Raw genomic sequence first — 21,019 nt, forward strand, 5'->3', positions numbered from 1 at the left:
ATGCGGGAGGCATCCGGGGACCATCGTCAGCGGTGACTACCGCTTCTTGGTGGCGTCCACCCACAAGACCATGCCGTCACCCAGCTTGGTCAGGACCGAGATCTTCGTCCCGGACCCAGCCGTCTTGGTGGAGGCATACGGGCTCTCGGCGCTCCAGTACTTGGTGGCACTGGAGTCATCGAAGGTGCGGACCGCCGCCTGCGACGGGACCTTGGTCTCCACACCCTGACGGTGCAGGGTGAGGGCGTCGGTGCGCTCGGTGCCGAAGGTGGCATCGAACGGCGAGATCCGGTTGGACATCAACTGACCGGTCGACCACTTCAACGGGGTCGGGTGCGCATCCACCGGAAGCACCTGGCCACCGCCGGGGTGGGTGAAGACGTTGTTGTCATCGAACTCGTTGTTGATGTACCAGACCAACAGACCGTCCTGGTAGGGGAAGTGCTCCACGTAGTCCGGCTTGGGCGTCGGGTACCAACCGAAGTTGTACGGCCCCTCCTTGAGCGTCTTGTCGTAGCCGGAGTAGCGGCGGTACTCCGCCAGGTAGTAGTGCGAGACCTGCTTGGACGTCGAACCGGTCATCCGGGAGAACCCGGAAGCGGTCCACGCGCTGGTGGCCGATTCCACGTCGTCCACGGTGGTCGTGCCGTTGACGGTCAGCGCCAGGTCGTCCAGGAACGCGCCGGCCTCGTTGACACCACCGTCGGTCTGGTACAGGAAGCGGAACTTCACTTTCTGACCCTTGTAGGCCGACAGGTCGTAGTTGACCGAACCCCATTGCGGCGCAGAGCCGGTCACGGCGTCGCCCACGTTGGTCCAGGTAGCGCCACCGTCGGCCGACACCTGCGGATACAGGTAGTCGTAACCGTCCTCGATGTCGTACCAGATAGCCGCCGACAACGACGCCGAGGTGGCGCTGGTCAGGTCCAGATCACGGGTCAGCGAGGAGACGTAGTTGTCACCGCGACCGCTCCACCACTCATACGATCCGGACTTGGGCGTGTTGTAGTCGGTGACGACCGTCTTGTTCGGCAGCGTCACCGCCAGGGCCTGCGGCTTGCGGCGGTTGTCCAGGTCGGCCGGGCCGAGGTTGACCAGCGCGCGGGATCCGTAGGACACGGTCTTGAAGTCCAACCAGCCCAGCTGCAGTTTCTCCCAAGCCCCCATGTAGGTCGGGGTGGTGCCGATGGAGTCCTTGCCGTGGTTACCCCAGGAACCGGCGCTCATCAGCGTCCAGAACGACGTGGAGTTGGTGGCCTGGTTGGTGGTGTCGTACAGGTCCGGCAGACCCAGGTCGTGGCCGAACTCGTGGGTGAAGACTCCCAGGCCACCGTTCTCCGGCTCGGTGGTGTAGTCCGAGACCCAGATGCCGGTGTTGCCGATCTGCACACCGCCGCCCTTGTTGGTGCCCGGGCCGGTCGTGCCGTAGCCGTAGCCGACCGCCCAGCGGTGACTCCAGATGGCGTCATCGCCCTGCGCACCGCCACCGGCTTCCTCGCCCTCACCGGCGTGGATGGCCTGGAAGTGGTCGATGTAGCCGTCCGGCTCATCGAAGTTGCCGTCGCCGTCGTAGTCGTAGCGGTCCCACTTGTCGAACTGCGACAGGTAGTCCTTGATCTGCGCGTCGGTCTTGCCCGATGCCTTCTGCTGGTTGTACCAAGCGGTCAGCGTGTCGTTGATGTACGCCCAGTAGCCGATGGCGTCATTGGCGTACTTGTTGCTGCCGTAGGCGGCTTCGTTGTACGGCAGAGTCACCCAGTCCGACACGTCACCTTCGACGTCGAAGCGACCCTGCGACTGTGCCTTGTAGAAGTTCTTGAACGACTCGCCCTTGGTCCCGAACATCATGTCCAGGTAGTGCTGGCGGTCGAAGTTGGACTCCCAGTACGTCGAGTTGTTCTGGGTGCGATCCGGCTGGGGAATCTGATTGACCAGCGGACCGGCGGTGCCGCCGGCGGCGGGTTTGGTCGCCGTACCGAACTGGGACAGGACGGTGAAGATCGAGGCGGTGCGGTCCACGTCGTACTCGACGTAGCGGCTCTGCTTGCCCTTGGTGCCCTTGGACCCCTTCTTGCCCGAGGAACCATTGGTCTCCGACTGCACCTCGATGACGGTCTTGCCGTTCACCTCCTTGGTGCTGGCCTTGCCCTGGACCAGCTTGGTCACCGCCTCCTGGCGCAGCGCCGACGCGGCGTCGGCTCGCGGGCTGGAGTAGTTGTCCTTCTGGGCCTGCTGCTGGTCCGGCCCGGCCGGACCCACCGCGGGGACGGAGAGGGCACCTGCGCCGGTAGCCGTCAGGGTCAGACCCAGACTGATCGCGGTGGCACCCGTGAGAGCGCCCACCAAACGTACTTTCACAATTCCTCCGTGTGGGAGTCGGATCGGCGGCGGGGTTACGCACGCCTGAGAGGATTTTGCAAGGTTTTCCGGTCGTTTGGTGGGAAACTGACAGATAAATATCAGGAACTACGATGCGTCCATGAGCGAACAGACCGCGCCGTACGGCGCCGGCACGCCACCGCAGACCCGTCCGCGGCGGACCCGCATCGTGCATCTGCTGGAAGCCAAACAGCGCGGCGAGCGGTGGGCGATGCTGACGGCGTACGACCGGGCCTCGGCGGCGATCTTCGAGGAGGCCGGGATTCCGGTGCTGCTCGTGGGCGACTCGGCCGCGAACAATGCGCTGGGCTACGACACCACGTTGCCGGTGACGACCGATGAATTGTTACCGCTGGTGCGGGCCGTGGTGCGTGGCGCCCCCAACACGCTGATCGTCGCCGACCTGCCGTTCGGTAGTTACGAGGTCAGTCCGCAGCAGGCACTGGAGACCGCGGTGCGCTTCATGAAGGAAGGCCAGGCGCACGCGGTCAAGCTGGAAGGTGGCGCCGAGATGGCGCCCGTGATCGAGGCGATCACCGCTGCTGGCATCCCGGTGATGGCGCACATCGGTTTCACCCCGCAGAGCGAGCACGCCCTGGGTGGTTACCGGGTGCAGGGCCGCGGCGAGGAGAAGGCCCGGGAATTGCTGCGCTCTGCGCATGCGGTCCAGGACGCGGGTGCGTTCGCCGTGGTGCTGGAGATGGTGCCCGCGCCGATCGCGGCCCAGGTCACGGCCGAACTGACCATCCCGACCGTCGGGATCGGCGCCGGTGTCGGCTGCGACGCGCAGGTGTTGGTCTGGTACGACTTCGCCGGGTTGAACGATCGCAAGATGCCGCGCTTCGTCAAGCAGTACGCCGATCTGCACGGCACCCTGTTGGCAGCCGCGCAGGAGTACAAGGCCGAGGTCGAAGCCGGGACGTTCCCGGGGCCCGAGCACTCCTTCGACAGCTGATCTCGCGGGTCACCCGGATCGCCGTGGGACGGCGCGCCACATCTGCAGCGCGGCAACCAGTCCGATCACCCCGGAGATCGCGATGGCCGGGCCGAGACCGAGCAGGGCGGTGAAGGCGGCCAGCAGCAGCGGCCCTGCCGTGCCACCGATGTCCGACATCTCGCGCCAGATCCCGAGGAACTGCGCCCGGCCCAACTCGGGAGCGAAGTCCGCACCGAGGGTCATCACCATGCCGGCACCGATCCCGTTGCCGAAGCCGAGGATGCAGGAGACGAGCGTCAGCGTCGCGACGCCGTGCGTCAGCGGCATGGCGAGCATGGACAGGCCCATGACCAGCATCGAGGGCACCGTCACCCACCGCCGACCGCGGACGTCCATCACTTTGCCGGCCGGGTAGAAGACCAGCATGTCGATCGCGCTGGAGACGCCGTAGATCACCGAACTGACCTGGGGGCTCAGGCCCAGGTGCTCTGCCCACAACGGGATGACCGCCTGGCGGGACTGCCGGACGGCCGAGACCAGCAGGATGCCGACACCGACCGTGATGAAGACGGGCCACTTCTCGCGCAGGATGGCGCGAACCGTCGGTGCCGGGGCGGCATCCGGCGCTGTGCGGGCCGCCCGGCCGTGCCCGGGCAGGTCTTTCAATGTCGCCCCCAGGATGCCGGCCAGCAGCAGCGCGACGACGCACACGACGTACGCCCCCTGCAGGTGCCACACCGCCATGGCCGCGGCGCCGAGGAACGGACCGATGAAGACACCGACCCGCATGACCCCGCCCAGGGTGGACAGGGCCCGCGCGCGGTACTGGGCGGGCACGGCTTCGGTCAGATACGTCTGGCGGGCCAGCAGGAACACCGAACTGGCGATGCCGATCAGGAAGACACCGACGGAGAAGACGGCGAGGTTGCCGGCGACCAGGCACAGCACGGTCGCCAGGACCCCCAGAGCCGAGGCTCCGACGATTGCCAACCGCTCGCCGTACCGGTCGCAGATGATCGATGCGGGCACGTTGAAGACCAGGGACCCAGCGTTGATCAGCATCACCATCAGGGCGGCCACGGCGACGGACGCACCGAACGACCGCGCGGACAAGGCGACGACCGGCAGGATCGCACCTTCGCCGAGCCCGAACAGCAAGCTCGGGCCGTAGATCGGTAGGGCGAGCCTGCGCAGATCCGCGGGGTTGTCGTACGTGGTGGCCGGCTGGGTCGGTTGCGACAGGTTCACCACCCGGCCAATTTTATACCGTCTCTATATAGTCGGCGGCGACGCCTTCGCGCGGGTGCGCCAGGGTCCGCTGGCCAAGGGCCGCGGTGAGTGCGAGCAATGCTCCAGCAAGCAGCGGCACCAGGTAGGCGTGGGCGCCGGTGACGTGATCGGCCACCACCCCGCCCACCGCAGAACCGGCGGCGACGCCCACCAGCATGGCGGTCAGGACCACACTGAGCGCTTCGTTGATCTGGTGCACCGGGATCAGTTGTTGGGTCAGGTTCATCGAGGTCACGAGCGCAGGCGCGGCAGCCAGCCCGGCCAGGAACATCAGGACGGCGAGTACGCCGACCGAGTGAGCCAGCAGGATCGGCGCCTGCATCACGACGAGAATCAGTGCGGAGGCCAAGAGGACCCGGCGCATCGGCATCCGCACGGTGCGCGAACCGAAACCCAGCGCCGCAATCGCCGACCCCAGCGCGAAGGTGCCCAGGACGATGCCCGCCAGACTCGCATGACCGAACTGTTTGCTCACCGCGATCGTGACGATCTCGTTGCTGCCGAAGATGACACCGACCAGGAACAGGCAGACCGCAAGCACCTGGATACCGGGTTGAGCGATCGCCAGGGTGGGTTGGTGCACGTGCTCAGCGCGGGCGGGCGGCTCGGTACGCCGGTTGGCCATCAGCAGCACGGTGCCACTGGCGTAGAGCACCACCGCCAGGATGAATCCGGATTCGGGGAACAAGATGGTCGCCAGCGCGGCGGCGAGCGCGGGTCCGATGACGAAGGAGATCTCGTCGGCCACCTGTTCCAGTGCCATCGCCGCGTGCCGCTGATCGTCGGGGGCCAGGTGCACCCAGCGAGCGCGAGACATGGTGCCGATCTCGACGACGATCGCGCTCAACGAATACGTGACGAACAGCGTCCAGGTCGGCCAGGACAGCACCGAAGCGAGGACGGTCATGATCGACCAGGACACGCCCCACGCGACCAGGGGCAGCGCGATGGTGCGCTGGCCGTGGGTGTCGATGAGGCGACCGACAATCACCGCGGTGATGGCGAAGACGATCAGCCCGACCGCGGAGACTGCGCCGGCCAGTCCGTAGGAACCGGTCCGGCCGGAGATCATCGCGACGATCGCCACACCGAACATCGCGTTGCCGAGGCGACCGACGGCGGCGCTGACGACGAACGAGCGCGCTCCGGGAAGGGCTAGGAGGCGGCGGTAGGCGTTCAGATCAGCGCTGTCCTTCGTCGTTCCAGCGCCGGTCCTCTTCGTCCCATTGCTCGGACTTCTCGTGCGCGGTCTGCAGTGCGTTCTGCGCCGCCTCGGGCGAGTCGTACGGGCCCATGACGTTGGCGTTGGGCGAGCGGTCGTCGTCCGACTCCACCTGCGCGGTGTCGACGTTGTACCAGTACTGCATGACGGCTCCTTACGGCTCAGCGGATCTGGGGCCAGCCTATGCGTCGCGTCCATCTCCGCCCACAGCGGCGCCGGGCCATAGACTCACCAACTATGAGCGCGACGTACCCCTTGGGCATTGACGTAGGCGGCAGCGGCATCAAGGGCGCCCCGGTCGATCTGTCGACCGGGGAGTTCGCCGACGACCGGTTGCGCATCGAGACCCCGCAGCCGTCGACTCCGGCGGCCGTCGCCGACGTGATCGCGCAGATCGTCGAGCACTTCGAGGACAAGATCGGCGGTGAAGCGATCGGCATCACGCTGCCGGCCGTCGTCACCCACGGCGTCGTGCGCACCGCCGCGAACATCGACTCCGGCTGGATCGGGATGGCGGCCGAGGAGATGCTCAGCGCGAAGCTCGGGCACCCGGTCACCGTGGTCAATGACGCCGACGCCGCGGGCGTCGGCGAGTTGCACTACGGCGCAGCCCGCGATCACGAGGGCCTGGTCCTGGTCTCGACGTTGGGCACCGGTATCGGCAGCGCGCTGCTCAACGAAGGTGCTCTAGTCCCGAACACCGAGCTGGGCCACCTGGAGATCGACGGCCACGATGCCGAGCACAAGGCCGCGGACAGCGCACGCGACCGCGAGGACCTGTCCTGGGAGAAGTGGGCCGGTCGGTTGCAGCGTTACTACAGCCACGTCGAGGACCTGCTGTGGCCCGACCTCATCGTGGTGGGCGGCGGCGTCAGCAAGAAGGCCGAGAAGTTCCTGCCGCTGCTGCACCTTCGGGCACCGATCGTGGCGGCCCAACTGGAGAACGCCGCCGGCATCGTCGGTGCCGCCTGGCTGGCCGACGCACGAGCCAAGAGCGCGAAGAAGAAGTAACCGCTACTTGCGGCGCAGTTTGCCCAGCGCCGAAGAAACCTGCGACTTCGCCTGCGGGAGATAGGTTTTCGCCGTCTTGCGGACGACCGGCAACGCTTTGTTGTACGGCGTGTAGAGCGCCGACAGCGGCTTGTCCCAGGTGCCGATCAACTGGTCCTCGTGCTTGGCGAACTGCCGCTTGAAGTCGGAGATGCCGTCGTTGAGCAGACCGTTGAAGTCGTAGCGCTGCACGCCGATGGCCTTCGTCTGTTGCATCGCGTAGAACTTCAGCCCGTAGTTCAGCCGGAGCTTCTGGCCGCGCGGTGACACCCCGCCGTACAACTCGAATGCGGTGCGCGCGGAGGCGACCAGCCAGACGAACGCGACGACCTCGTCGCCCTCCCAGGCCGCCAACAGATGAGAGTCCCCGCCCATCAGGTCCCGGATCCCGCGGTGGTAGCCGTCGTCGTGGACGGCGAACCCGTTGCGTTCGCCGGTCGCCCGGTTGATTGCGAGTACGGCGTCCAGATCCTTGTCGTGCACGACCTCACCGAAGCGAACTTCTTTGTTACGCAACGACTTACGGACGTTCTGCCGGGTGGTCGAGGTGAACGACGCGAGGATGTCCTCCTCGCTGGGGTCCAGATCGACGATGAGCGTGTGCGGGATCAGACCGGTGTTCTGCGAACGGGTGAACCCAGCGGACTCCAGTCCAACCAACCATCCACTGACTGGCTCGGTGAGCTTCTGCTCGATGACTTCATCGGCGCTCGGGCCGGGGTCACCCTTCCCCGGTTGGGCGACCGGGGAGAAGGACTCGGGCCAGTCCGGCTCGATCGTCAGCGCGAGCGGTTTACGGGTGGCCTTCACATGCTCCGCGATCGCCTGCAGGACCCGGACGCGGTCGCCTTCAGCGGCTTGCGGTCCGCGGGGGATGTAGGCCAAGCAACTGACCGGGAGTTTGCGGAAGAGCACCTGGGCGGACCCGATGACCTTCTCGTCGTCGTGCACCAGCAGTCGGGTGACGTCCCACTCGTAGCGGGCCTTCAACGCGCCCCAACCCCACAGTTGCAGCGGGTGACCACCCGCGTCGTTGACGATGCCGTTCCAAGCGGCCTCGTCCTCGACAATGGTGACCTGCAGGCTCATGAAGACAACCCTAGTCACGTGCGGTCAGCGTGCTCGCGCCGCCTTGAAGGACTTCTTGTCGACCTTGCCGGTCACTTCAAAGGTGCGCTTGTCCTGCCGCTCGGCGTGCCCCTGCTTGGCCAAGCGGTGCCACACCACGGGGCACTTCTTGCAGCGCGTGCTGGACTTGCAGCACTTCTTCTTGGTCTTGACGACGGGCACCTCCACACCTTAGGGCAGCCTTTCCTTGTTTCTGAAATTTTCGTCTCCTAACACACTCTAAAATGCTTCTGTAGCCATGTATGTACAAGTACCAACAACTTGCTTTACGCTGCTCCACACCAAGTGTGTTCGCGGTCACAGTGCAACTGCCGTCCGCGGTGTCTAAGGAGCAGAAATGAGCGCTGTCCGCGCATTCGTAGGAATCGACGCCGGCACTACAGGGTGCACGGTGATGGTCTTTGACGAACACGGAAACCGTCTCGGCGAGGGCTACCAGGAATACCCCTGCATCTCCCCTCGCGCGGGCTGGGTCGAACAAGACGTGGAAGACGTCTGGCGGGGCATCTGCGCCGCTACGAAACAGGCCGTCACCGCGGCCGGTTTGCCTGACGAGGCGTACCAATCCGTTGGGTTCTCGAGCCAACGCGGCACCTTCCTGCTGTTGGACGAGGACAAGAACCCGCTGGCCAACTCCATCGTCTGGAACGACGGCCGTGCCCTGAAGTATCAGGCCATCTTCGGTGAGCAGATCAGTCCGGAGGACTACCAGACGCTGACCGGCATGCAGCTGTCGCCGCTGTGGTCCGCCGCCAAGATCGCGTGGCTGCGGGACAACGAACCCGATCTGTTCGCTCGCACCCGGTGGTTCGCCAATGGCCAGGAGTACTTCCTGTACCGTCTCGGCGCCGACCAGTGGGTGACCGATCCCGCCTCGCTCACCCTCAACGGGATGCTCGACATCGAGAAACTGGACTGGAGCGATGAGGTCCTCGCCCTGTGCGGAGTCGACCGCGACCGGCTGCCCCCGGTCGGCATACCCTCCGGCCAGGCCGGCGTCGTATCCGCCGCCGCCTCCCATGCAACGGGACTACCCGCCGGAGTTGCGCTGTGCCGCGGCGCCGGGGACCAGCAATGCGCCGCCATCGGGGCCGGCGTCGTACGCCAGGGCATGGCGGAGTTCACCGTGGGCACCTCCGGCATCATGGTCGCCCACCTGGACGGCCTCGACCGCATCCAGGGACGCAACCTGTGGTGGGGCGGCCACGCCGTGCCTGGCGCGTGGGACATCGAGGGCGGGGCCTTCGCCCTCGGCGCGAACCTCAAGTGGTGGCGGGACAACTTCGGTAGCGACGAGCTGAGCGAGGCCGAGGCGCAGGGCCGCAGCGTGTACTCGGTGATGGTGGACAAGGCGGCGACCTCGCCCGCCGGTGCGAACGGGCTGCTCTTCCACTCGTTCCTGACCAGCCAGGTGACGCCGTACTACGACGCCGCTTCCAAGGGCGGCTGGCTGGGGCTGGGCATCCACCACACCCGCGCCGATATGCTGCGCGCCCTGCTCGAAGGCTGCGCACACGAAATGCGCATGGTCGTGGATGCCTTCCGCAGCGACATCGTCGGAGGCATCACCGACCTGAGGCTGACCGGTGGCGGCACCAAGTCCGACGGATTCGCCCAGTTGATGACGGACATCATCGGGCTGCCCACCAAGGTCACCCGCGAGCGCGAATGCACCGTGCTCGGGGCAGCGATCCTGGGGGCATACGGCGCGGGCGCGTTCACGTCGATCGACGACGCTGTCGAGGCGATGGTCAACGTCGAGGGCGAATTCACCCCGAGCGAGTCCACTGCGAAGCTCTACGACGAGTTGCACCAGGTGTACCGGGGTATGTACGAGGCCATGGCCAACGCCGGCCAATACGACGCGTTGGCCGATGTGTCCGCGCGCTACTTCTGATCGGCGTACGTCGATCAGTCCAGTTCGGGAGTCACTGCACCCTGGCCACGGAAGTCCTGCAGGTGCACTCCCCCATCGAGGCCATAGCTGCTGATGTGGTTCAGGTACATACCCCGGCCTGCTTCACTGGCCGTTCCGTCGTGAATCGGGACCAGCAGACGCGGCTGGATCCGCCGAACGAACGCGATCGTGTCCTTCACCGCCGACCAGGGGGCGGTGACGGGCACGGCCAGGATGTCGATCGACGTACCCGGATCGGCGTCCAATGCGTCCCCGGGATGGAACAGCGTGACTCCCCCGCCGCTGATGACCAGCCCGGTGTTGTCGATCCGCGGGATATAGGGGTGGATCTCGGCGTGCTGCGCGCCGACCGGAGTCAGGGTCAGGTCGCCCACCACGACCGGTTCGTCGCCGCCAGACCAGCCCGTGATCGCCGCCTGCTCACCGAACTGGCTGGCGGTCTGCGGGTCGGCGTACACCGGGACGTCGGGGTTGGCAGCGAGCAGGGTCGCCAACTGCTCCTTGGTCACGTGGTCGGGATGCTGATGGGTGACGAAGACGGCGTCCAGGTCCGCCAGACCGCTCACATCGGAGAATCCGCCGGGATCCACCAGCACGCGGGTCGAACCGGTGTCGATCAGGACGGCCGCGTGGCCAAGATGCGTCAATTCCATAAGTTCAACCGTACGATGGACTCCCGTGAAGTTCCTGCACTCCTCACCGGCCTATGACCTGACCTACAACGACGTCTTCATGGTGCCGTCGCGCTCGGACGTGACCAGCCGCCTGGACGTCGACCTGTCCACAGCGGACGGCACCGGCACGACGATCCCCCTGGTCGTGGCCAACATGACCGCCGTCTCGGGACGCCGAATGAGCGAAACGGTCGCCCGCCGGGGCGGAATCGCGATTCTGCCGCAGGACATCCCGATCCACGCCGTGCGCGAGACCATCGACTACGTCAAGAGCCGGCACACCGTTTACGAATCGCCCGTGACTGTCACGCCGGAGGTCCCGGTGTCCTCGGTGCTGGCGCTGCTCGGTAAGCGGGCCCACCGGGCGGCCATCGTCGTCGGTCCGGACAAGGAGCCGGTGGGCATCGTCACCGAGCGTCACCTGCTGGAGCGCGACCGCTTCGAGACGGTCGGTGACGTCATGACCCGTGACCTGGTGACCGTGCAGGACGGCTCGAGCCTGGCGGACGCCTTCGACCTGCTGACCGACAAGCACCTGGACGTCGTGCCGGTGGTCGGCGACGGCAAGCTGCTCGGGGTGCTGACCAAGCGCGGCATCCTGCGGTCGGGCATCTACACCCCCGCCGTCGACGCCCAGGGCCGCCTTCGGCTCGGTGTCGCGATCGGGATCAACGGAGACGTCCAAGGCAAGGCCGAGGCAATGCTCGAAGCCGGCGCCGATGTGCTGGTCGTCGACACCGCACACGGCCACCAGGACAAGATGCTGGACGCGCTGAAAGTGGTGCGCGGCGTACGTGACGCTTCCGGACGCAGCGATGTCCCGATCGCCGCGGGCAACGTGGTGACCGCGGACGGCGTGTCCGATCTGGTCGGCGCGGGCGCGGAGATCATCAAGGTCGGCGTCGGACCCGGCGCCATGTGTACGACCCGGATGATGACCGGTGTTGGCCGCCCGCAGTTCTCGGCAGTCCTCGAATGCTCCACGGCGGCAACGGAACTCGGTGCCTACGTCTGGGCCGACGGCGGGGTCAAATACCCGCGGGATGTGGCCCTGGCGCTTGCCGCGGGCGGTGCCAACGTGATGATCGGCTCGTGGTTCGCCGGCACCTGGGAATCCCCCGGCGACCTCAACCGCGATCACGACGGCCGGCTCTACAAGGAGTCCTTCGGCATGGCCTCGGCCCGCGCCGTTCGCAACCGCACGTCGACCCAGTCGGCTTACGACCGGGCCCGGTCGGCGATGTTCGAAGAAGGCATCTCCTCCTCGAAGATGTTCCTCGCCCCCGATCGTCCCGGTGTCGAGGACCTGATCGACCAGATCATCGCCGGCGTGCGCTCGTCCTTCACCTACGCCGGCGCCCGCACTATCGCGCAGTTCCACGAGCGGGCGACCGTGGGCGTGCAGTCGGCCAGTGGGTACGACGAGGGCAGGCCGCGCGAGACTTCCTGGTAACTACGAGCCGCCGACGCTTCAGCGCGTTCCTACACCTTCTTGCGCGGAAGGTAGAGGTCGGTGATGGTGCCCTCCCACACCTCGGCTGCCATCCCCAGACTCTCAGACAAGGTGGGGTGGGGATGCACTGTGAGGGCGACGTCCTCGGCCAAAGCACCCAATTCGATGGCGAGGGCGACTTCGGCGATCAACTCGCCCGCAGACGGACCAACGATGCCAGCGCCGAGCAGTCGCCCGGTCTGCGGCTCCACCACCAGCTTGGTCAGACCCTCGTCGCGCCCCAGCGACAGGGACCGACCCGAGGCAGCCCACGGGAAAACACCCAACTGCACCTCGACACCCGCTGCCGCTGCAGCGTTTTCGGTCATCCCGACCCACGCCACCTCCGGATCGGTGTACGCAACGCTGGGGATCAACGTGGTGTCGAAACCGCTCGGCTGCCCGGCAGCGTTCTGCGCAGCCACACGACCCTCGTGCACGGCCTTGTGAGCCAGCATCGGGTTACCGACCACGTCGCCAATCGCATAGATGTGCGTCACGTTGGTGCGCTGCTGAGAATCCACCGAGATGAAGCCGCGGTCGTCCACCTGCACTCCCGCGGCTCCGGCGTTGATCAGACCACCGTTGGGCACCCGCCCCACCGAGACCAATATCGCGTCGAATTCCGCTGTCTCCGGGGCAGATTCACCACTGAAGGAGACTGTGATGCCGCTCGGCGTGGCCTCGACCCCCGTGACGCTGGTCGAAGTCCAGACCGCGGCGTACTGCTGGGTGATACGTGCCGCGAGAGGCGCGATCAGATCGGCATCGGCGCCCGGCACCAGTTGCGGTGCCAGCTCCTCCGCCGCCGATGACGAGCAGCCGTCGCGGAACCTGTCTCAGCTCAAGGGCACCGGTTGAGTCGAGGACCCGCGGGTCGTCATAAGGGACGAAGGGCAACTGCACCGGACGGGAACCCACCGCGACGATTGCTTGCTCGAAATTCACAGTCGTGACCCGACCCGCATCATTGGTCACCTGGATCGTGTGCGCCCCCGTGAAGCGCCCCTGGCCGACGATCACCTGAACCTTCCGCTTTCGGGCCAGACCGGTGAGACCGCCGGTCAGCCGGCCCACGACCTCGTCCTTCCAGCCGCGCAACGCGTCGATGTCAATGTTCGGCGCACCGAAGCCGATCCCCCGCTGGTGCATCTCACGAGCCTCGGATAGCACCTTCGCCGCATGCAGCAGCGTCTTGGAGGGAATACACCCCACGTTGAGACATACGCCGCCTAACGTGCCGCGATCGTCGATCAGGACGACCTCGCATCCGAGGTCAGCAGCGCGGAAGGCCGCCGTGTATCCGCCGGGGCCGCCACCGAGGACGACCACCTTGGTGGTGAGAGAGGCGCTGTCGGTCATCGTGGTTGTTCCTCGTGTTTGTCTCGGACGGTCTGTGATCAGGCAAAGGCGCGCAGGGCGCTGGCGAGTTCAACGTGTTCACGGGCAGCCTGCGTGACCGGTACTCCCGCTATCGCCGCATCGATTGCCTGACGCATCGCATCGGCACCCGCAGCAGGTCCGTCGGGATGTCCCTGGATGGCACCACCGGCACCTAGCACGATGTCCGGACCGAGGTCATCGACATAGGTTGCGACCACACCCGGGTGCACTCCACCACCAACGATGGGCATCGCGGACTTGACCCCTGGTCTCGGCAAGGAAATCTGCTGCGCGGTCCTCAGGTACTGCAAACGGGCCAGCGGGTACCCGCCGTATGGCGTTGCGGTGAGGACGAAGTCGGCACCGGCCAGGCGCGGTAGCAGCCCGGCCGCGATCGGCGACGCCATACCCGAACCCGAACCTTCATAGAAGGGGGCCACGCTGGCGAAGTGGCCGAGAATGGGAACGTTGGCGACATCGGCGAGAGCCTGGACCGCGCCGTACCCGACGCTGGCGAAGGCAACCATGAGGGCTTTGGCGCCGTTATCCCTAGCCGCCTTGGCATGTTCCAGCATCCGATCAGGCCGGTCGGTGATGTTGGGGATGTAAAGGACGTCCCGGCCGGTCACCTCCCGGGCCCGTTCGGCGGCCCTGGTGTAGGCCTTGACCCGGTCTTCGACCGGGGAGAAGTCCGGTGAGCCCATGAGCTCGTCGTCTTTGATCATGTCCACCGCGCCGAGAGCCGTCTGGAAGAAGATCTCTGCGCCCGCTTCGGGCGTCAGCCCCGTGCAGGGCTTGATCATGTTCAGCAGCAAGGGACGGTCGGCAACGCCGAGCAGGTCACGGATTCCCTTGACCCCGAAGCGCGGCCCGCCAAGAGCAGCGGCATATCCCGGTGGCACCTGCAGGTCGATCAGTTTCGCTTGTACCGACGTGGAACTGTCGTTGCCGAGGATCGTTGTGAGGAGCATTGGGATGGAGGGGCCGATGTTGACGGTGGGTACGGCCACCTGGACAACATATCCGCTGACCTCAAGCTGCTGAGTCGTGAGATCCACTGGCGGACAGGGCAGTACGCCGATCACGCGGCCAACGTGCCGGTCGCGCATATGAGCTGTCACTCCGGGTACCTCGACCCAGGTCCCGATACTCTGACCCACGGCGAACCCAGCAGCACGAGCCAGAACGTCGGCATTAGAAGGGAGTTCAAGATAGTAGCTGCCGACGACATACTCCTGGTCCATCACGGCCAGCTGCTCCGGCAGCGAGAAGACATCCCGGCCCGTTGCTGTCATGAGGCCACCCCCGGCCAGAAATTCGCTTCTTGCACAAGGAATTCGGCCGCTCCTTCCGCCGCGTGATGTCCAGCGACGGCTACCGCGATCTTACGCACCGACGGATGCGCGTTGGCCATCGCAACGGGACGCCCGACGCGAGCCAACCATCGCACGTCGTTGCCGCCGTCACCAATCCCGAGCACCCGCTCAGGGTCGATCTCGAGCCGCCGGAACAGCCAGTCGAGCGCGCCCCACTTGTCAGCATCGTGCGCCGACAGCTCCCAGAAGGTCGGGAGTGAACGGGTCACCCGGGGAAGGGATTCGGTCACGATGTCACCGATGGCATCCAGCTGCGCCGGTGTCCCGTTCAGCATGATCTTCAAGACATTCTCGGGTGGCTCCGACGGCGCGGCGACAACCTCGATGGCGCCGTCCCCCAGTTGCGCGAGCTCGGCCTGCAGTCTCTCACTCGTCACGAAGATCTGCTCCGGCGTCCACCAGGTGAGGGCTGCCCCGGTGCGCCGATGCAGGTCGATCATCGTCGAGACCTCCGGAGCCGCGACTGTCCGCACGCGCAACCTCTCACCGGTCACAGGGTCGACCACCAGCGCACCGTTACAGGCGACGGCCGGGGTCGTCAGACCCGCTTCGCGGGCGATGCTCAGAACGTTGGCCTCGGAACGACCGGTCGCCAAGATGACGGGGACACCCCGCCGCTCGAGAGCGGCGAGGGTATCCAACGTCCGCGGCGAGACCTGATGATCTGCGCCCGCGATAGTTCCGTCAACGTCCGCAACAAGTGCGGCCGGGATGCCTACGGGTGCCGGCACGGTTCTCCTTTTGGTCGGGGACGAACGGACATTCAGCTGGTCAGCTGAAGAGTGCCGCGGCCACCAAGATGATCGTCGTCGCCGGCCAGATCGCGGCCGCCGGAGGATCGATGTGGGTGTCACCCTGGTTGTACCAAAGCCGTGCGAACAGCTCACCCAACCACGCACCGAGAACGCCACCCGCGGCACCGATGAGGATTGCCGCTGTGTGGTTGCCGTGCACGACTGGCAAGAAGGCGACGGCTGCGACACCCGCGGGCAACGTGATGTGGTGCGTCACCGGGAACGACACGCCGAGACCCAGGAAGATCAGCGACAACGCGGACAACCCGAAGGCGAACGTCTTGGCGGTAGCGCCCAGGCCCGGGTAGGCAGTGGACAGCAACACCGTGATCCCGGCGGCGAATAGACCCACGAAAGCCCCGAGCATGGTGGCAGGCAGGAAGCGCTCGTGGTATTTGATCCAGCGAGCCTCATCGTACGGTGCAAAACGGCCCCAGCCGCTCGCCCCGTCTGGCCGCGAAGCGGACTTGGGGAAGAGCCCGGACCGACCGAACAGCAATCGGGTGGCAATGGCCATCACGACAACGGTGAAGGCGATGGTGTCCGTGTGGGTACCGAACCACCCGATCGCGGAGACGACCTGGTTGACGCAGTAGCCGAGCATGCCCGCGATGACACCGACGAGCAGAACGTCCCACTGCTCCAAGGAGATCAGCGGTACGCCGATGTCCTTACCCCCGATGACGGGAGCATCATCCGGTGCTGGACCAGCGTTCTCCAGATCCAAGACCGACACGTCACGGGGTCGGTCCAAGTCGGCCGCGCCCGCGCCGGCCATCGCCGCTACCGCGGCGGGTGCGACCGCGAGATCGGCGGCCTCTTCCGCTACCCGGGCTGCTTTCCGCCCGGCGTACGCGACGGCGGCGACACCGCCGACGAAGGCAACGTGCGGGCCGAGAAATGGACCGAACGCCACGGTGTTCAAGAAGCCGGCCGAGCCGCCCGCCATCATGATCGCGTTACCGAGCAACACCGCCAGTCCGGTGAAGATGAACGCGTTGAGGCCGCCGATCGCGGCGCCCAAGAAGCCCCCACCTGCTGCGAGCAGGAGCATCAGTGCATCGAATGTCATTCCAGTTGACCTTCCGGGAGCTGTGCTTTCGCACTGCCTGGTGAGCACCAAACACAGCACGGAACTGTGACCTGGCTCTCAATGATGGTCGGGACACTAGCTGGCTATACAAGTTTATACAAGTACTTGACCGTACTTGTACGAGCGGTCTACCTTCTGATCATTCCGCGTGACCCGAATCACCTCGAGTCGCCTGCTCTGCCCCCGCTGCCCCCCGTGGCGATCTCACCTTCAGGACGGATAGACCATGGCCAAGTACATCCTCGGAATCGACGAAGGCACCACGAGTGCACGATCGTTCGTCATCGACCAAGACTGCACGATTGTCGGATTCGCCCAGCAGGAGTTGACCCAGCATTATCCCAAGCCGGGCTGGATCGAGCATGACGCAACGGAGATCCTGAACACCCAACTGGAGGTGATTCGCGCTGCCCTGCGCGATGCCAACCTCGCCCCGTCGGATCTCTCGGCGGTGGCGCTGACCAACCAGCGCGAGACCGGCATCGTCTGGGAGAAGGACACCGGCCGGCCTATTCACAACGCGATCGTGTGGGCCTCCCGCCAGACCGTCGAGGTGGTCGAGCGGTGGGTGCAGGCCGGTCACGGCGATCTGATCCAGTCCCGAACCGGACTAATTCCCGATGCCTACTACACCGCCTCGAAGATCCGCTTCATCCTCGACGCGGTCCCGGGCGCGCAGGAGCGAGCAGAGCGCGGAGAGCTCCTCGCCGGCACCGTTGACACCTGGCTGATCTGGAACCTCACTGGGCGCCAGTCATTCGTCACTGATTACTCCAACGCGTCTCGCACGATGATGATGGATCTGCAAACCCTGCGTTGGGACGACGATCTCCTGGCGATCTACAACATCCCCAAGACGATGCTGGCCGAGATCGTCCCGTCCGACGCGGTCGTCGGCGACATCGCAGCGACCTTCGGGTCAGCGGTCCCGATCGCCGCGAACCTCGGCGATCAGCAGGCGGGCCTGTTCGGCCAAGCCGCCTATGAGCCGGGTCTTTCCAAGATGACCTATGGCACCGCCGGTGTGCTCAATATCAACTGCGGAGACAAACCCCAACTGATTCCCGGCCTGACCCCGAGCGTCGCCTGGGGCGTGCAAGGCAAGGTCGCCTACGAGATCGAGGGGGTCCTCTTCGCGATGGGCAAGACCATGCAGTGGCTGAGGGACGACCTGAAACTCATTCACGCTGCCCCCGACTCTGAGTGGTACGCGGGCCAGGTCCCGAGCACCGACGGGGTTTACCTCGTGCCGGCATTCACCGGCCTGTCGGCACCAGATTGGGATCCGTACGCGCGGGCAGCCATCATCGGGATGAGCAACGCGACCAGCCGCCTGCACATTATTCGCGCAGCAGTGGAGTCGATGACCTATCAGACCCGGGACGTGGTCGAGGCCGCCATGCAGGGCACCAGCGCCGTGGACATCGCCGAGTTGCGCGTGGACGGCGGGGCGGTGAAGAACAACTTTCTGTGCCAGCTCACCGCTGACATCCTGGGCATCCCGGTCGTGCGCCCCAAGGTCGCCGAGGCCACGATTTTCGGAACCATGCTGTTGTCCGGACTATCCACGGGAATCTTCGCCGACCTCGACGAGGTCGCTTCCAAATGGCAGGTCGACCGCCGCTTCGAGCCGACCATGAGCCGCGACCAGGCCGACGCGATGTACGACGGCTGGCGCGCCGCGCGCGATCTGACTCGCGGTTGGACCAACCGGGTGGTGTCCGCCTGACCCACATGACCCGACAACCAGCGCACGAACCGATACCAGCACCGGCTCCCGGTGCTGGTATCGGCACACAATCAGACAAGTGAGGGTGGGCAATGGCCGTACTCGGAGCAACCGACGCAGAACAACTCGCAGCGCGACACTACGACGTGGCAATCGTGGGCGCCGGCATCAACGGCGCAGCGATCGCCCGTGAGGCTGCCTTGCGGGGCCTTTCGGTAGTAGTGCTGGAGCGTGCGGATATTGGATCGGGCACCTCCTCCTGGTCGAGCCGACTGATCCACGGCGGTCTGCGCTACCTGGAGCACGGTGAGTTGCGGCTCGTGCACGAGTCTCTGCACGATCGCGAGCGGCTCCTCCACATCGCGCCGCACCTGGTCAAACCACTGGGGTTCGTCGTACCCATCTACCGGCACAACCACAAGCCCGGTTGGATGTTCCGGATTGGAATGGTGCTCTACGACGCGCTGTCGTCCGGAAAGTCGTTGCCGCGCCACCGAACGATCGGAAAGAAGGCAGCCTCCGTCGAGTTGGCCTCCCTCGACCCCGATGGGCTGACCGGTGGGCTGCACTATTACGACGGTCAGGTGGAGTACGCCGAGCGTCTGGTCCTCGAAACCGTCCTGTCCGCAGTCGAATCCGGCGCGGTCGTTCAGACGTATGCCGCCGTCGAGGAGATCACCTGCGACTCCGGTCGCGCCACCGGCGTCCGCTACACCGATCTGACCACGGGCGCTGAACACACCCTCACCGCAGACGTGGTGGTGAACGCGGCCGGGCCGTGGCTGGATGAGTTGGCCGGTGCCGCGTCGCTGGAACGCATGGTGGGCGGCACCAAAGGCGCCCACCTGGTGGTCGACCCGTTTCCCGGCGCGCCCGCCGAGTGCATCTACTACGAGGCGCGCTCGGACAATCGAGCGATCCTGGTCATCCCGTGGAACGACCGCTATCTCATCGGCACAACCGATGAGCGGTTCACCGGCGACCCGGGGGCGGCGGCCGCCGACGAAGACGACGTTGACTATCTGATCCGCGAAACCAACGCACTGATCCCCGGCGCCGGCCTCCGCCGGGAGAGTGTCTTGTTCACGTACGCCGGCGTGCGGCCGCTGCCGTACCGCCCCGACGGTTCGACCGGTGCCATCCCTCGATCACATCTGATCGTGACCCACCCGCAGGTCGAGCGGCTGGTCAGCATCGTCGGCGGCAAGTTGACGCCGCACCTCTCCCTTGGGACCGAAACGGTGGACGTCGTCGCAAAACTCCTCGGCGTATCGACCCCGCCGTCACACGCCGACAGCACGCGCCTCCCCGGCGCAACTGATCAATGGGCCTCTACCGCAACGGAATTGGCCGACGAGCTTCGCGCTCAGGGAGTGCCGGACATCGTCGTGCGCCGCCTGATCAAGGTGTACGGCGGGCGGTGCCGCCACCTCATTGACCTCATCCGGCGCGACCCGGCGGCGGGCCGTGTGATCGGCGAGGGACGGGACGCCGTGCTGACCGCCGAGATCGACGTCGCGATCCACGACGAAGGTGCTACGCACCTGACGGATCTGTTGCACCGCCGCACCATGGTGGGCCTTGAACCGGCCCTGGGATGCTCGCTGGCTCGCGACGTCGCCGAGGTGGCCGCGCCGCTGATGGGGTGGGACTGCGCCCAAGTCGAGCGCGAGGTGCGGATGAATCGCGAGTACGTCGAGCGGCGGTTGCGCGGGGGCCTTGAGCCGGCACGCGACACGGTGCCGGTATGACCACCCGGTTTCCGCCCTTGCCGAGGACCTTGATCGGCACCAGCACGAAGTCGTATCTCGGGGCTGAGGCGGCCCGGTCCTGGGGCCCGATTGTCCTGGCCCGGTTGCAGGCCGCTGGCGTGGACCCGGCAAGCACCTACATCTGCCCCGCGTCCGCGTTGATCCCGCTGTTGCGAGACGGGTTCGGCGCCGGCGGCGGTGTGGTCGGAGCCCAGGACGTGTCGGCCTATCCCCCAGGTCCCTTCACCGGAGAGGTCAGCGCACCGTTACTGGCTGAACTGGGCACGCGGATGGTGATGGCCGGCCACCCCGAACGCCGACGACTCTTCGCCGAATCCGACGACACGGTCTCGACCAAGGTGAGAGTGACGGCCCAGGAAGGGATGGCCCCGGTGGTCGTCGTGGGTGAGGCGATAGAAGGCGAATCCGCCATCGCGGCCGTCAGCGCTCAGATCGAAGCCGTGGTTGGCAATACGGATTGCCCGGGCGGATTGGTGGTGGCCTACGAGCCCGCGTGGGCGATTGGACGGGACCGTCCCGCACCAGCCGAGCACATCGCGGCCGTTGTGCGAGCCTTACGGAATCTGCTTGCGCCCCGGGGTGATTCGGTGCGGGTCCTGTACGGCGGCAGCGCACAGCCGGGGACCTTCACCGCCATCGCCGAGGCCGCCCAGTGCGATGCGCAGGCAGTGCCGGACGGCGTCTTTCTCGGCCGCGCCGGCGTTGATCCCGACAGCTTCGCCAAGGTCGCTGCCGAGGTATGGAACATCCGCGAGCGACTGGTTGTCTAGGGTCGTATATAC

Annotated in this window: 18 protein-coding genes and 1 pseudogene; 7 read left to right on the forward strand and 12 right to left on the reverse strand. The window is 66.1% G+C overall.

Features of this window, described 5'->3' with window-relative positions; translation table 11 throughout:
• Positions 1 to 36 precede the first annotated feature (36 nt).
• Complete coding sequence (locus tag DR843_RS07655; protein ID WP_245934055.1) at positions 37 to 2,358, reverse strand: immune inhibitor A domain-containing protein; 2,322 nt, start codon at positions 2,356 to 2,358, stop codon at positions 37 to 39.
• A 121-nt stretch (positions 2,359 to 2,479) separates the two neighbouring features.
• On the opposite strand from DR843_RS07655, the gene panB reads away from it, so the two are divergent.
• Entirely contained in the window at positions 2,480 to 3,334 is an 855-nt protein-coding gene (panB, locus tag DR843_RS07660) for a 3-methyl-2-oxobutanoate hydroxymethyltransferase (protein WP_109684821.1), read from the forward strand.
• 9 nt (positions 3,335 to 3,343) lie between these two features.
• Here the strand turns inward: panB and DR843_RS07665 are convergent, their stop codons facing one another.
• Genes DR843_RS07665 through DR843_RS07675 form a run of 3 tightly spaced genes read right to left on the reverse strand, consistent with a single transcriptional unit; the run spans position 3,344 to position 5,973 of the window.
• Positions 3,344 to 4,558 (reverse strand): MFS transporter, encoded by a 1,215-nt coding sequence (locus DR843_RS07665; RefSeq protein WP_109688721.1) that lies wholly within the window; start codon positions 4,556 to 4,558, stop codon positions 3,344 to 3,346.
• A 19-nt stretch (positions 4,559 to 4,577) separates the two neighbouring features.
• Complete coding sequence (locus tag DR843_RS07670) at positions 4,578 to 5,786, reverse strand: MFS transporter (RefSeq protein ID WP_281268893.1); 1,209 nt, start codon at positions 5,784 to 5,786, stop codon at positions 4,578 to 4,580.
• Position 5,787: 1 nt separating this feature from the next.
• Positions 5,788 to 5,973 (reverse strand): methionine aminopeptidase, encoded by a 186-nt coding sequence (locus DR843_RS07675; RefSeq protein WP_109684823.1) that lies wholly within the window; start codon positions 5,971 to 5,973, stop codon positions 5,788 to 5,790.
• 92 nt (positions 5,974 to 6,065) lie between these two features.
• Here DR843_RS07675 and ppgK point away from each other — a divergent pair, with 92 nt between their 5' ends.
• Positions 6,066 to 6,839 (forward strand): polyphosphate--glucose phosphotransferase, encoded by a 774-nt coding sequence (ppgK, locus tag DR843_RS07680; protein ID WP_109684824.1) that lies wholly within the window; start codon positions 6,066 to 6,068, stop codon positions 6,837 to 6,839.
• Positions 6,840 to 6,842: 3 nt separating this feature from the next.
• On the opposite strand, the gene DR843_RS07685 is transcribed toward ppgK, so the two are convergent.
• Entirely contained in the window at positions 6,843 to 7,967 is a 1,125-nt protein-coding gene (locus DR843_RS07685; RefSeq protein ID WP_109684825.1) for a lipid II:glycine glycyltransferase FemX, read from the reverse strand.
• 24 nt (positions 7,968 to 7,991) lie between these two features.
• On the reverse strand, positions 7,992 to 8,168 hold the full coding sequence (locus tag DR843_RS07690) for a hypothetical protein (protein ID WP_211310200.1): 177 nt from the start codon (positions 8,166 to 8,168) through the stop codon (positions 7,992 to 7,994).
• Positions 8,169 to 8,343: 175 nt separating this feature from the next.
• Between DR843_RS07690 and DR843_RS07695 the strand changes: the two genes are divergently transcribed.
• Entirely contained in the window at positions 8,344 to 9,903 is a 1,560-nt protein-coding gene (locus tag DR843_RS07695; RefSeq protein WP_109684827.1) for an FGGY-family carbohydrate kinase, read from the forward strand.
• A 14-nt stretch (positions 9,904 to 9,917) separates the two neighbouring features.
• Here DR843_RS07695 and DR843_RS07700 read toward each other — a convergent pair whose 3' ends face one another.
• Entirely contained in the window at positions 9,918 to 10,577 is a 660-nt protein-coding gene (locus tag DR843_RS07700; RefSeq protein ID WP_109684828.1) for an MBL fold metallo-hydrolase, read from the reverse strand.
• 25 nt (positions 10,578 to 10,602) lie between these two features.
• On the opposite strand from DR843_RS07700, the gene DR843_RS07705 reads away from it, so the two are divergent.
• Positions 10,603 to 12,051 (forward strand): GuaB1 family IMP dehydrogenase-related protein, encoded by a 1,449-nt coding sequence (locus tag DR843_RS07705; protein ID WP_109684829.1) that lies wholly within the window; start codon positions 10,603 to 10,605, stop codon positions 12,049 to 12,051.
• A 29-nt stretch (positions 12,052 to 12,080) separates the two neighbouring features.
• Here the strand turns inward: DR843_RS07705 and DR843_RS20840 are convergent, their stop codons facing one another.
• From DR843_RS20840 to DR843_RS20015, 5 genes and pseudogenes are all read right to left on the reverse strand, one after another.
• Positions 12,081 to 12,548 (reverse strand): hypothetical protein, encoded by a 468-nt coding sequence (locus DR843_RS20840; protein ID WP_342767196.1) that lies wholly within the window; start codon positions 12,546 to 12,548, stop codon positions 12,081 to 12,083.
• A 30-nt stretch (positions 12,549 to 12,578) separates the two neighbouring features.
• A pseudogene (locus DR843_RS20845) lies at positions 12,579 to 13,452 on the reverse strand (FAD-dependent oxidoreductase); the annotation flags it as partial.
• A gap of 38 nt (positions 13,453 to 13,490) precedes the next feature.
• Entirely contained in the window at positions 13,491 to 14,768 is a 1,278-nt protein-coding gene (locus DR843_RS07715) for a RuBisCO large subunit C-terminal-like domain-containing protein (RefSeq protein WP_109684830.1), read from the reverse strand.
• Complete coding sequence (locus DR843_RS07720; protein WP_170119777.1) at positions 14,765 to 15,580, reverse strand: HAD-IIB family hydrolase; 816 nt, start codon at positions 15,578 to 15,580, stop codon at positions 14,765 to 14,767. The genes DR843_RS07715 and DR843_RS07720 overlap by 4 nt, the downstream gene beginning before the upstream one ends.
• Before the next feature lie 40 nt (positions 15,581 to 15,620).
• Positions 15,621 to 16,715 (reverse strand): DUF7973 family transport facilitator, encoded by a 1,095-nt coding sequence (locus tag DR843_RS20015; RefSeq protein WP_170119778.1) that lies wholly within the window; start codon positions 16,713 to 16,715, stop codon positions 15,621 to 15,623.
• A gap of 247 nt (positions 16,716 to 16,962) precedes the next feature.
• On the opposite strand from DR843_RS20015, the gene DR843_RS07725 reads away from it, so the two are divergent.
• From DR843_RS07725 to DR843_RS07735, 3 genes are all read left to right on the forward strand, one after another.
• On the forward strand, positions 16,963 to 18,465 hold the full coding sequence (locus tag DR843_RS07725; protein WP_109684832.1) for an FGGY family carbohydrate kinase: 1,503 nt from the start codon (positions 16,963 to 16,965) through the stop codon (positions 18,463 to 18,465).
• 92 nt (positions 18,466 to 18,557) lie between these two features.
• Positions 18,558 to 20,216, forward strand: a complete 1,659-nt coding sequence (locus DR843_RS07730) for a glycerol-3-phosphate dehydrogenase/oxidase (RefSeq protein ID WP_109684833.1) — start codon at positions 18,558 to 18,560, stop codon at positions 20,214 to 20,216.
• Positions 20,213 to 21,007 (forward strand): triose-phosphate isomerase family protein, encoded by a 795-nt coding sequence (locus DR843_RS07735; protein ID WP_109684834.1) that lies wholly within the window; start codon positions 20,213 to 20,215, stop codon positions 21,005 to 21,007. The genes DR843_RS07730 and DR843_RS07735 overlap by 4 nt, the downstream gene beginning before the upstream one ends.
• Positions 21,008 to 21,019: the final 12 nt, after the last annotated feature.

The organism is Branchiibius hedensis, assembly GCF_900108585.1.
In the GTDB taxonomy this organism is placed as follows: Bacteria; Actinomycetota; Actinomycetes; order Actinomycetales; family Dermatophilaceae; genus Branchiibius; species Branchiibius hedensis.